This window comes from Wolbachia endosymbiont of Drosophila ananassae, assembly GCF_008033215.1.
GTDB lineage: Bacteria > Pseudomonadota > Alphaproteobacteria > Rickettsiales > Anaplasmataceae > Wolbachia > Wolbachia pipientis.
In genome coordinates this window covers 1,296,819-1,309,293 of sequence record NZ_CP042904.1, presented here as the reverse complement: position 1 = coordinate 1,309,293, position 12,475 = coordinate 1,296,819, and the positions used below count along the sequence as shown (strand labels likewise).

The following is a 12,475-nucleotide window of genomic DNA, read 5'->3' as shown; positions in this document are numbered from 1 at the left end:
CTCAATAAACCGATGATGATAGAGCAAAGAAGCTTTGATTTATTGTCATTACATGCAGAGAAGCATCCAACGTTTAAAAATATAAAACATGCAGTAAGAAATAGTGAAAGGGGAATAAAAGTAATACCAATACATGGAATCTTGACGAAGAAGTCAGAGGCTTTTGATGATGTGTTGGGGATGACATCGTATGAGAAGATACGTGAAGAGATAGAAGAAGCTTTAATAGATGAAGAAGTAGAAACAATAATTTTGGACATAGACAGCCCCGGAGGAGAAGTAAACAGTTTATTCGATCTTTCTGACTTTATTTACGAAGCAAGGGGATTAAAAAAGATCGTAGCAATAGCAAATGATGATGCGTATTCTGCGGCGTATGCAATAGCGTCAAGTGCTGAAAAAGTATTGGTAACGAGAACTTCAGGAGTTGGAAGCATAGGAGTAATAGCAAGTCACATTGATCAAAGTGGATTTGATGAAAAGCAAGGGATAAAATATACAACTGTTTTTGCTGGAAGTCGAAAAAACGATTTAAACCCGCATGAGCCAATAACGTCTGAAAGTCTGGAAAGCTTACAAGAGGAAGTAGGCCGCCTGTATGAGATGTTTGTCGAGCTTGTAGCAAGAAATAGGAATCTTTCCACGGAAACAATCAAATCAACGGAAGCAGGGCTATATTTTGGTGAGAAAGCAATAGAGATTGGACTTGCTGATGAAGTAATAACATATTCTGAATTTATAGATAGGAGAAACAATATGAGTAAAGCTGAATTTAACTATAAGGGCCACACCATCGATGCTGATGAGTTAATGGAAGAATCAAAACGAATAGGTTATGAGAGGTGCCGCAAGGAAGTATTAGAGGTAATACGATTATGTAATTTATCAAAGATGCCAGAAAAGATAGGAGAATTTATTGAGCAGGATGTAAATGCAAAACAAGCCCAAGAAATATTAATGTCGATACTAGCAGAGAGAACAAAGAAGACAGAGATTTTGAGTACAATACCGCAAAGTACACCGGAAGACTTGATGATGCAGGTAGCGAAAAGTCGAGCAAAATCGGGCATTTGATGGTAGCCTACTCTTAACCACGGTATATAATGCTAACATACGCCGCGGTAAAATAAAGTTGATCATCTTATAACCGCGGTATATAATGCTAACATACGCCGCGGTAAATTGTATGAGTGAACCAATAATTGGTAGAGAAAAAGAAACAGCGATTCTAGAAAATAAGCTTCTTTCCCAATCAGCCGAGTTTATCGCAGTGTATGGTCGACGTCGTGTAGGAAAAACATACTTAATAAAACAATTTTTTAGCAAGCGAGATGTAGTCCTATTTGAGCAGACAGGCCTTAACAAAGGTAAATTAAAGGCGCAGCTTGAGATCTTCGTAGAATCATTGTCTAGAGCTTTTTACAATGGCATAAGAATGGCTGTACCTAAAAACTGGATGGATGCGTTACATCAATTAACTCTTTCGATTGATATATACAGAGATAAACAAGTTGTGATATTTTTTGATGAGTTGCCATGGCTTGCTGCAAGAAAATCTGGATTCTTAGTAGCACTAGAACACTTTTGGAATGTATATTGGACATACCGGAAAAAACTTATATTGGTTGTTTGTGGTTCAGCAGCTTCTTGGATGTTAGAAAATTTAATATATAATAAAGGAGGATTACATAATCGTATTACTGCAAGAATAGGATTACAGCCTTTTAACTTACGTGAAACTAAAAAGTATTTAAGATATTTAGGAGTCAATCTTAACCATCAGCAGATATTACAGATCTATATGGCAATGGGAGGAATACCACATTACCTAAAAGAAATAAGTAAAGGATTGTCAGCGACACAAAATATTAATGAGATCTGCTTTCAGAAGGAAGGTTTGTTATTTGATGAATTTGATATGCTATTCCACTCTTTGTATGAAGAACCAGAGACATATATAAATATTATTCGCACGATTGCAAAAAAGCCAAAAGGAATCAGCAGAAAAGAACTGATAAAAGCAACAAAAATCACTGAAGGAGGGTACTTAACCACAAAACTAAGGAGTTTAGAAGAAGCGGGATTTATAGGAGATTTTTTACCACTGAATAAAGCAACAAGAGGAGCATATTACAGGGTAATGGACGAATATGTGTTATTTTATCTAACGTGGATTGAACCATTCAGAGAAGTAATGAAAAAGGCAATAACAAGAGATGTTCATTATTGGGAGTTAGCAATAAAAAAACCAGCTTGGCTAACATGGACAGGACAAGCATTTGAAGCAGTGTGTTTTAAACATGCCAATACGATTAGAAGAAAATTAAATATAGAGCATATGGGGTTTATATGTGGAGATTGGCAATATCACTCAGGGAAAAACAGTAAAGAAAGTGGTGCTCAGATAGACTTGGTGTTTGATCGAGAGGATGGATGTACGACACTTTGTGAAATAAAATACAGTGATAAGCCTTATACGATAACAAAAGAATATATAGAACAATTAAGAAAAAAAGAGGCAATTTATAAAGAAAAAACTAGGTCAAAGAAACAAATATTTTGGGTACTTATTGCTGCGAACGGAGCAACTGAAAATCAGTACTTGAAAGATATAATCAATAATGTGATCACATTAGAAGACTTATTTTAATTTAACATCGAAATTTCAGAAAAACTTACACAGCTTTTTTTGAGTAACAAATATAGGAGGGAAAAAATGACAAGTATAACAGAAGGAAATAATTTAGGTGACCTATTAAAGTATGAGGCATCAAATCTATATTCAAGAGACCAAATAACAGTAGCAAAAGGGCAAAATCTAAAACTTGGTACAGTTGTTGGGTGTGATACTAAAGACGGTCTAATTAAGTCCTTAAATCCAACAGCTACAGACGGCACGCAAACAGCAATAGGTGTAATAACAAGTGATGTAAATGCAACGGAAACCACCAAAGCAGTAATCATTACTCGTATAGCAATGCTAGCCGATCATGTGGTTGTATGGCCAACAAATATCACTGAGGAGCAAAAAGCTGCAGCAATAAAGCAACTTGAAGCACGGGGCATCATCATTCGTAAGGGAGTTTAAAACTGCTCAACTGAAGAGCAAAACCAACTTAAAACACTAAAGGGGAAAAACATGCAAAATCCATTTACAAATCCAGCATTTAGTATGACGGAATTAACTAAAGCAATAAACATATTGCCGATAAATTATGGTCGAACAGAAAGCTTAAATTTATTTCCAAGTAGATCGGTAAGATTTCGACATATTACAATAGAAGAGCAAAACGGAGTATTGAGTTTATTACCAACGCAAGTTCCCGGAGCACCAGCAACAGTGGGAAAACGCGGAAAACGAAAAATAAGAACATTTACGATACCACATATTCCCCATGATGACGTAGTGTTACCTGAGGAAGTGCAAGGAATAAGGGCATTTGGGTCAGAGAATGAACTGAAAGCATTGGCTAACGTGGTAACAGATCATCTAGAATTGATGAGAAACAAGCACGCGATAACGTTAGAACATTTGCGAATGGGGGCGCTCAAAGGGATTATTCTGGATGCTGATGGCAGTGAGTTATTAAACCTTTACAACGAATTTGAAATTACGCCAAAAGTAGTAAATTTTGCACTGGGAATAGCAACCACCGATGTAAAGCGTAAGTGTCTGGAAGTATTGAGGCATGTTGAGGACAACTTAAGTGGTGAATATATGACCGGAATTCATGCCTTGGTAAGCCCAGAGTTTTTTGATGCACTAACTTCTCATGCCAAAGTAAAAGAAGCATATGAGAGATGGCAAGAAGGGGCAGCGCTGAGGAACGACATGAGGTCAGGATTTACGTTCTGTGGAATAACATTTGAGGAGTACAGAGGGCAAGCAACCGACCCTGAAGGAAATGTGAGAAGGTTTATAGAAAAAGACACAGGACACTGTTTTCCACTTGGTACAGCAAGCACATTTACTACTTACTTTGCGCCAGCGGACTTTAATGAGACGGTGAATACCCTTGGTCAGCCATTGTATGCAAAACAAGAGCCAAGAAGATTTGATAGAGGGACTGACCTTCATACCCAATCAAACCCTCTACCAATGTGCCACCGCCCAGGTATACTTGTAAAACTTGCTGCATAACAGGTGAGGTAAACAGATTGTTTTTAATACCCCGAACAGGAAGCATTATATCAACTAAAGAATAAAAAGCAACTAAAAAATTATGTTTAGAGATATTAAAAGATTATTTGCAGATTGTTTTGCACATCTAGGAGAGCAAGCGTTGTATGAGTCAAAGGATAAGTCATATATGGTGCAAATATTAAAACAACAGCCAGATAAATTATACGAGATTGGTGAAGGACAATTTGTAGGGGAGATGTTGATTTTGGAGGTGAGTGTCTTTGATATATTGCAGCCAGTAGTAGGAGATATCTTTATTATTGGTGACCGTAGATACAAAGTACACTCACCGCCACTTAGAGATAATTCTGGAATGGTATGGAAAATACATGCAGTGAGAATGTAAAATGGTTTTTAGTGTTAAAATCAAAACTAACGATAGTGAAATTGTTCAATATATCGTATCTTTAATGTGTATATAAAGTGATCTTTCTAGAAAAGTTTTATGAAACTAGCCATTTTTTTTATTGCTTTCTTATTGAGCACAAGTTGTGTTATTGCAAAAGATGGGGTAGAGCCTAGCTTAGAAATAAAAAATAAATATAGGTGTCACCCGTGGAATAATCCAAGTAGAGAGTTTTCTCAAGGTTATATACAACCAATTCCTATACACGAAAGTTATGAGCTAATTATTGGTGGTGATGGGGTATTGTACAACACAGGGTGGTACTGGAAGGATGTAGATTTATCTGGTAGTCATAAAACAATTGGTAGAATGAGTGCTACTTGCAGTGAATATTGTAGAGAAATTTACTTAGCAATAGATAATGTGCTATATGCAATAAATAGAGATAATACACAATATGAAATAAATGAAGACGCAGTTATGTGGAAAAAGGAGTTAAAGTCTTTGGTGAAAGGAAACCCTACAATTTTTAATGATAGAATAGCAATTTTGACTGTAGATAACTATTTATACATGCTGAACATAGAGAATGGTAATACAAGCTGGTTCTATCATATGTCTAATGGTAGTAATCAAATAAATTACATATCTCCTGTGGTTATACACGATAAGCTAATAGTTCCATTTTCAAATGGAGAGTTAGTAGCTTTTGACAAAGATGGGAAAAAGTTGTGGTCTTATAAGTTACCTTCTACAAATATTTTAGACACTCAGCTTGCAGATATCACAACTACTCCAGTAGTAAAGAATAACACATTAATAGCTACAAACAATTCTACCATTGTTGCGATTGATATAGGATCAGGAGATCTTTTGTGGTTAAAGGCCATGGAAGCAAAAAATATCAGTGGTGGTGGGATTATGCCATGGCTGTACCCCGATGATATAAATGGTAACGAATTTTTTGTAGTAAACACAAAGAATGAAGTTATGAAAGTTGCAATACCTGATGGTCAGATAATTTGGAGTACTAACTTAGTGGTAAATGATGAGCTAAATGATAAACTAAAAGACACATATTATGCTAGACCGGTGATAGATGGAAAATTATTTATTGTGAGCAATAAGGGAATCATGTTTCTATTAGATGAGAATTCAGGCATGATAGAAGAGATAGTCAGCATTCCAGAAGATGTGTATCATACGCCTGTAACTGATCTTGGAGTTGGGGATTACTACTTTACAACTGAGAAAAAAGGTGTGTATAGCTGCATTGATCCAAATATCAGCAGATGAAATATTGCAGGTAATAAGGAAGAGATGTGCCATAGGTAGCACCACTTAGGAGGAGTATTGTGGAAAATTCAAGCGTCAGGGGTGTAGATGCGTATTAACATCGAAGTCACCGATAGCATCGAAAAAGTTATGCAAAGCATAGATGCAGAGAAAGCGAAAGTGGAAAAAGCGACGGTGAGGGCATTAAACAAAACAGCACTATGGGTAAGATCGCAAACTGTTAAACAAGTTAGCGAAGAAAAACAAATACCAAAAAAAGCAATGAGAAAAAAGTTAAGTGTGGATAAAGCAAATAGAAAGCGTTTATGGTCGATAGTAAAGCTCAGTTCGCAGTAGATAGGAGTAGCAAAACTTGGGAGTATAAAACAGACAAAGATAGGAGCAAAAGTAGGAAGCCGTACATATGAAGGAGCATTTATAGCAACAATGAAAAATGGTCATATAGGAATATTCAAAAGAAGGTATACCACGTCTTTGCCAATAGATGAAATTAAAATAAACACGCAAGCTCGGGAAACAATGAAAGAGTTAGTTGATAATGAAGTAGAAAGAGTATTTGAGAAGTATTTTGATCAGCAAATGAGTTATATGAAATAATGTTCTGGGGAAATTTACATCAGGCAATCTGTAATAAGCTCAGGGAAGAGATACCAGCAATACAGACATGTGAAGTGTATAGAGCGGTACGTCGAGAAATAATAGCGCCAGCAGTGTTTGTAGAGCTTGCAAGTTTAGAACCAGGGAAAGATCCGGGAACAGAGGAATTAGCACTAAGAGCAAGATTTGAGGCAAGCAACGAACAGATAAAATCTGTTAAACGATGAAGAAACTCCATTACTTATGCTTTTAACAGTCTTTGAGTATAATTTTGTGGAAGCGCTTTTGCAGTTATAACCGGACTATCCAATGGTGCCATAAGTGCCCGCAGGCAAGCATGGTTTTGGAGGAAACGGTTAAACTATTGATGGAGTCTTTTAGACTACCTCGCTTAGAAGATTGTATAATCTAACCGTCCCCAAGCTGAAGCGCTTCTCCATTATAAGTTATATAGGAGGAATTTGACATGACAAAAGCAAAAAGTAAATTAGAAATAGTGAATCCGAATGCATCAGGAATAGACATTGGTTCAGCCGTACACTATGTATGCGTACCTGAGGGAAGAGATAAACAACGTGTTCAGAAATTTGGCTGCTTTACTGCAGACCTTCATAATTTGGCACGCTGGTTGAAGAAGTGCAAAGTTACAACTGTGGCAATGGAATCAACAGGAGTGTACTGGATTTCTTTATTTCAAATACTTGAATCATATGAATTCGAGGTCAAGTTGGTAAATGCACGACATGTAAAGAATGTACCTGGCAGGAAGTCTGACGTTCAAGATTGCCAATGGCTTCAACAATTGCATAGCTACGGATTGCTTCGTGGATCATTTAGACCAGATAATCAGATGTGTGTATTGCGTAGTTATGTGCGGCAACGTAAAAAACTTACTGAGAGTGCATCCACGCATGTTCTGCGTATGCAGAAGGCATTAATTCAAATGAATATTCAATTACACAAGGTTATTAGCAATATTACTGGAGTGACTGGTATGAAAATCATTGAGGCTATAATTGAAGGCGAAAGAAATCCTGAGAAATTGGCTGAATTCAGAAGCTCGAATATAAAGAATGATAAAGCTACTATAGCAAAAGCATTAACAGGAGACTATAGAGAAGAACATTTGTTTGTATTAAAACAAGAACTTGAGCTATATAATATTTACCAGGAAAAAATAGCAGAGTGTGATGAAAATATAGAGAATTACTATAAAACATTTGAAACAAAATTCTGTGGAAATAAGCAATGTAGTAAAATAAAGAATAGGTCTACAAAAAACAGGCCAAACTTTTCTATACATGAGGAATTGCATAGAGTAACAGGTATGGATTTCACTAAAGTTCCAGGGCTTGATGCATTAAGCATACAAACCATAATTTCAGAAACTGGTATAAATCACAATAAATGGCCAACAGAAAAGCACTTTTCGTCGTGGTTGGGACTCAGTCCTGCTAATAAAATTACAGGAGAAAAAGTGTTTAGCACAAGAACGTGTAGAGTCATTAATCGTGCTGCGAATGCATTTCGAATGGCTGCTCACTGTGTATCAAGAAGCAACAGCGGAATAGGTGCATATTGTAGAAGATTAAAGAAACGACTAGGTGCACCAAAAGCGATTACTGCTACGGCAAGGAAATTAGCATGTATCTTTTACAGTATGCTAAAGCATGGACAAGAGTATGTTGAGAAAGGGATTGACTACTATGAGAAACTATATAAGGAGAGAGTATTGAAAAATTTAAGCAAAAAGGCCAGTGAACTTGGTTATGTTTTAACAAAAAAACATGAACTAATATAGGGAGTTTGTTAGAAGTGATAGTTGATGGAACAGTCGAGGATTCCTCGGTGGTTGTAAGGTCACTGGCAGCGGAAATTACAAGGGTAGTGAATAAGAATACTTGGGACGTGGAAAATGTTTCAGCAGGTGAATTTATATCAGCAGGAGGGGATGATTTTAGGCCAGAATTAGATGCATATCTAGTGTGGATGGTTGAATGGGTGCATGAAATCCATGTAGGCAAGTCAATATTTTCAGGCGGAGTTACGCCACATGTTATCGAAATAGGTAAAGCACATGTTAGACCATAATTTTGCGATTGCAGAGCTAAATAGGAAGTTAGCGAATATTATCCGTATTGGGCTTATTAAAGAAGTAGATTATGAAAAGGCAAGAGTAAGGGTAAAGGTAGGGGAATTTATAACCGATTGGCTTCCGTGGATAACGGCAAGAGCAGGAGAAGATAGAAGTTGGTTTGCGCCGAATATTGATGAGCAAGTAGTAATATTTTCGCCATTAGGTGAACTATCGTTAGGAGTTATTTTGGCTGGAATATGGCAACAAAAATACCCTGCTCCGGAAAGCAAAAAAGAGGTAGATTGTTTTTTATTTGAAGACGGAACAAAAATATCATATGACAAGAAAAACCATCATTTGGAAGTATCTGTAGTTGATAAGATTACTTTTAGAGTTGGAGAATCAAGTGTGAAGATTACCAAGAGAGGCATAAAACTCAAAGCAAAGAGAATCGACCTTAATTAAGTATGGCTAAAGCTGTGGTTTGTATAGGGGATTATTGTAGTGGAATACCGGCACATGTTTGTATGAGTGGTAGTAAGAGGTTGTCCGGAAACAAGTAAAAGGCTATAATATCTGAAATTTTAGTACGGGGTAAAGATGAGAAAAAAGTATCCAACAGATCTAAGCGAAAGGGAATGGGCAAGAATAGAAAAACACTTCAGAGTATCATACAAGAAAGGAGGAAGGCCGCCAAAGTATAGCAAAAGAGAAATATTAGAAGCAATTTTCTATGTATTGCGTACAGGGTGTCAATGGCGGTATTTACCAAATGATTTTCCGCTATGGAAGACTGTGTATGAGCAGTTCAGGCAATGGAAGAAGCAGGGAATTTTTGAGAAAATGAATTATGAAATTACAAAATATAGTAGAAGAAAAATAGGAAGGAATGAGCAGCCGAGTGCCTGTATAGTAGATAGTCAATCTGTAAAGACTACAGAAAAGGGGGGATCAAAGGCTATGATGGAAGTAAAAAAGTAAAGGGTAGAAAAAGGCATATAATTACAGACACTCAGGGTTTTATACTAGGTTGTTACGTAGGCGCTGCTAACGAAAATGATAGAGATGGTATTAAAATAGCATTAAACAATATGAGAACAAAATATACTAAAGTTAAAAAAATGTGGGCTGACATGGGATACCAAGGAAGAAATTTAAAGAATCACATAAAGGAAGAATATGACATAGATATTGAAATTGTTAAAAGGCCTCCATGTAGATTTTGGGTGCACAAAGATACGCCACCTGAGCTACTACCAACAAGAGAACAAGGGTTTAAAGTACAGCCAAGAAGATGGGTTGTAGAAAGGACTTTTGCTTGGGTTAATAGGAATAGAAGGCTATCGAAGGAGTATGATTTACTCACAACATCCACTGAGAATTTCATATACCTAGCTATGAGTAGGGTTATGTTAAAGAGGGAATATGCTTGAATTTACTAGTTTCCGGACAACCTCTAACGACGTTTTTGTAAACGGTAGATCTGTGTGTCGAAAAGGAGATATCTTAACTATGGGAGAGACACTAACGCAAGGATCAAACAGCGTATTTGTTAATGATATTGGCATAACAAGAACCGGTGACTTGGCATCGTGTGGTTTTCATGTAATGAGTATTAGCAAAAATGTATTTGCGAGCTAAAAATGCGTGGGATGAGCAATAAAACGGGAAAAGAGCTTGAAGGAATAGAACATTTAAAGCAATCAATTATTGATATATTAACCACGCCGATAGGCAGCAGAATAATGAGGAGGGAGTATGGCTCAAGGTTATTTGAGTTAATTGATCGGCCAATAAATAGAGATTTTTCGTTAGAAATTTATGCAGCAACAGCGGAAGCACTGGGAAAATGGGAAAAGAGATTTAAGTTAGAAAAAGTAAAAATCACAGAAGTAAAAGAAGGGAGAGTAACATTGGATTTAGAAGGTGTCTATCTTTCAGAAGGTAAGTTCATAAATATTAATGGAGTAGTTGTTTAAAAATGCAGCAGCCAGAGATAATTGAAAAACTGAGCTACGAAGAAATATTCTCGAGAATGAAGGAAGAGTTAGTTCTTCGTGACCCAAGCTTTACTGCTCTTATTGAAAGCGATCCAGCAACAAAAATTATGGAAATAGCGGCCTGGAGAGAGCTTTTGCTAAGAAAGAGGGTTAATGAAGCAGCAAAAGCAAATCTGCTCCGTTTTGCAACAGGAATAGACCTTGATCACCTAGCTGAATTTTATGGCGTTGAGCGAAAAGGTGAAGAAGATGATGAACGATTTAGAAAAAGAATCAAGGCAAAAATAGAGGGCTGGAGCACAGGAGGTAGCAAGGAGCACTACCGCTTTCATGCGCTTTCAGCAGATAGCAGAGTTAAGGATGCGCTGGTTGAATCAAAAGTGCCAGGGAGTGTAGAGATCTCGATTTTATCCACGGAGTTATCCACAAATGGCATAGCATCTGAAGAACTACTGGATATTGTAGGAAAGCAAGTCACCAGGGATGATATAAGGGTATTAACAGATACGATAACAGTAGTTGGTTGCAATATTATTGAAATAAATATCCACAGCAGAATTAGTATTAAAAGACCAGATATTGTTGAAACAGTGAAGAAAAGATTTATAGAAAAATTTGAAACAACGAAAAGATTGGGATGGAGTGTAACAAGGGCGTGGATTATAGCAAATCTATTTATAGAAGGAGTGGAAAACGTGGAATTAATAGAGCCAAGAAAAGATGTTGTGGTAATGGGGAATGAGTGCGTTTGTTTAGGCAAGCTAGAAATCGAATTAATGGGCAAAAGCTAATGTTACTTCCACCTAATAGCACAAAAGAAGAAAGAGCCATAGTAGAGGCTATCGATTACAAAGTTGATCCAAGCAGGATAAAAGGATTTAAGTTTAATTCTAAAGATGAAATACTACCGTGGATAATAGAAGAATATGGATTGGGGGAAATTCTGCGTTGGGTAACAGACAAAAGAAAGGCGATAAAAGAAGGGATAAAATTTCAAAGACTGCGTGGCACACCAGAATCACTTAAAATAGCATTAAAATGGGCAAATATAGAAGATATTACGATCATTGAAGAGCCACCCGGTAAACACTTTTTTGAGTTGCAGGTAGGGATAAGAGATGTACCGAATGACTTCTTCGTGGATGCAGTAGTAGAACTAGCAAAACTATCATTGCCAGCAAGATCGAGGCTAATGAGGCTTTTCAATGACCACTATAATATTGGAAGATTTATTTTAGATGAAAGCTTTTTTGGCAGTTTGTTATCGGATTATTCAGGGGTAAAAGTTGAAAAAGATGGACCAGTGTTATCATTTGGAAGAGTAAATTTTTTCAGGTCTAGTGGTCCAGTTATTAGGATTATAGAGAACTATCTACGCGATCATTATGAACAAGCTTTGAGCAATGATATATATCGCCTAGATGTAGCAATACTTGGAGAAACCGAGCCTCACACAAAGAATTACAGAGGTATTTATGAAAGGAATCATGTGTGGTATAACTTCAAAGCGCTATATCCGCTACCACAGAGCTTATTACCGGCAATTAAGTTTGCTAAGGCACAAATAGTATTATCAGATAGCTGGAACTTAGGGGAAATAAACGCATGTTTTCCGGTTACTAGTATAGAAGAGGAAGGGGATAAATTTTTATTGGGAAGTAGCAAACTATCTGAACAACTGTGGAATTTAAAATATAAACCAGTTTTAGAAAGGTTTAGCGTTACTCACCACTACAAGGTAGAAGATTTTACCAACCAAAAAGTTATAAGATTTGGTGTGGCAGAGCACAATGTTCATTTTGAAAGCGATTTAAATTCAGAGCAAAAGGATTCAATACATGAACCGGAAAATTACATTTTAGTGTTTTACCCAGGTGTACTAACATGGCACGAACATCGACATTTGAACAGGTCTTGGAAAGAGACGCAAGTAATATGTTTAATGCGTTAAGCATATATATTTATATCTTCATATA

General features: G+C 36.6%; 13 protein-coding genes and 3 pseudogenes. All 16 read left to right on the top strand.

The window, feature by feature from the left end:
* The first annotated feature begins 12 nt into the window (after nucleotides 1-12).
* The 16 genes and pseudogenes from EA652_RS06370 (at nucleotide 13) to EA652_RS06295 (ending at nucleotide 12,450) form a co-directional block, all read left to right on the top strand.
* Entirely contained in the window at nucleotides 13-1,074 is a 1,062-nt protein-coding gene (locus EA652_RS06370; RefSeq protein ID WP_039963648.1) for a S49 family peptidase, read from the top strand.
* 112 nt (nucleotides 1,075-1,186) lie between these two features.
* Nucleotides 1,187-2,650 carry an AAA family ATPase gene (locus EA652_RS06365; RefSeq protein ID WP_238514241.1) on the top strand — a complete coding sequence of 488 codons (1,464 nt, stop codon included), beginning with the start codon at nucleotides 1,187-1,189 and terminating at the stop codon, nucleotides 2,648-2,650.
* A 66-nt stretch (nucleotides 2,651-2,716) separates the two neighbouring features.
* Nucleotides 2,717-3,088, top strand: a complete 372-nt coding sequence (locus tag EA652_RS06360) for a head decoration protein (RefSeq protein ID WP_007548326.1) — start codon at nucleotides 2,717-2,719, stop codon at nucleotides 3,086-3,088.
* 51 nt (nucleotides 3,089-3,139) lie between these two features.
* Nucleotides 3,140-4,141, top strand: a complete 1,002-nt coding sequence (locus tag EA652_RS06355) for a major capsid protein (RefSeq protein ID WP_007548325.1) — start codon at nucleotides 3,140-3,142, stop codon at nucleotides 4,139-4,141.
* A gap of 82 nt (nucleotides 4,142-4,223) precedes the next feature.
* Complete coding sequence (locus EA652_RS06350; RefSeq protein ID WP_007548323.1) at nucleotides 4,224-4,529, top strand: head-tail joining protein; 306 nt, start codon at nucleotides 4,224-4,226, stop codon at nucleotides 4,527-4,529.
* A gap of 99 nt (nucleotides 4,530-4,628) precedes the next feature.
* Nucleotides 4,629-5,825 (top strand): outer membrane protein assembly factor BamB family protein, encoded by a 1,197-nt coding sequence (locus EA652_RS06345; protein ID WP_012673404.1) that lies wholly within the window; start codon nucleotides 4,629-4,631, stop codon nucleotides 5,823-5,825.
* Between the two features lie 87 nt (nucleotides 5,826-5,912).
* Nucleotides 5,913-6,422 (top strand): annotated as a pseudogene (locus EA652_RS06340) (phage tail protein).
* Nucleotides 6,422-6,616, top strand: a pseudogene (locus tag EA652_RS06335) (hypothetical protein); the annotation flags it as partial. The pseudogenes EA652_RS06340 and EA652_RS06335, both read left to right, overlap by 1 nt.
* A 272-nt stretch (nucleotides 6,617-6,888) precedes the next feature.
* Complete coding sequence (locus EA652_RS06330) at nucleotides 6,889-8,223, top strand: IS110-like element ISWpi13 family transposase (RefSeq protein ID WP_012673403.1); 1,335 nt, start codon at nucleotides 6,889-6,891, stop codon at nucleotides 8,221-8,223.
* A gap of 14 nt (nucleotides 8,224-8,237) precedes the next feature.
* Nucleotides 8,238-8,513 (top strand): annotated as a pseudogene (locus EA652_RS06325) (hypothetical protein); the annotation flags it as partial.
* Nucleotides 8,500-8,964, top strand: coding sequence for a phage baseplate assembly protein V (locus EA652_RS06320; RefSeq protein WP_007548312.1), 465 nt, complete (start codon nucleotides 8,500-8,502; stop codon nucleotides 8,962-8,964). The pseudogene EA652_RS06325 and the gene EA652_RS06320, both read left to right, overlap by 14 nt.
* Before the next feature lie 135 nt (nucleotides 8,965-9,099).
* Nucleotides 9,100-9,932, top strand: a protein-coding gene (locus EA652_RS06315; protein ID WP_094189578.1) for an IS5-like element ISWpi1 family transposase whose coding sequence is annotated in 2 segments (ribosomal slippage) — nucleotides 9,100-9,469 and nucleotides 9,469-9,932 — 834 coding nt in all. Because the reading frame shifts where the segments join, the coding sequence is not laid out codon by codon here.
* Nucleotides 9,925-10,140, top strand: a complete 216-nt coding sequence (locus EA652_RS06310; protein WP_044471308.1) for a PAAR domain-containing protein — start codon at nucleotides 9,925-9,927, stop codon at nucleotides 10,138-10,140. The genes EA652_RS06315 and EA652_RS06310 overlap by 8 nt, the downstream gene beginning before the upstream one ends.
* Nucleotides 10,141-10,142: 2 nt before the next feature.
* A complete protein-coding gene (locus EA652_RS06305; RefSeq protein WP_007548437.1) occupies nucleotides 10,143-10,478 on the top strand; it encodes a GPW/gp25 family protein in 336 nt (111 codons plus the stop codon).
* 2 nt (nucleotides 10,479-10,480) lie between these two features.
* A complete protein-coding gene (locus EA652_RS06300; protein WP_012673402.1) occupies nucleotides 10,481-11,290 on the top strand; it encodes a baseplate assembly protein in 810 nt (269 codons plus the stop codon).
* On the top strand, nucleotides 11,290-12,450 hold the full coding sequence (locus EA652_RS06295; protein WP_012673401.1) for a phage tail protein: 1,161 nt from the start codon (nucleotides 11,290-11,292) through the stop codon (nucleotides 12,448-12,450). The genes EA652_RS06300 and EA652_RS06295 overlap by 1 nt, the downstream gene beginning before the upstream one ends.
* The last annotated feature ends 25 nt before the right edge of the window (nucleotides 12,451-12,475 follow it).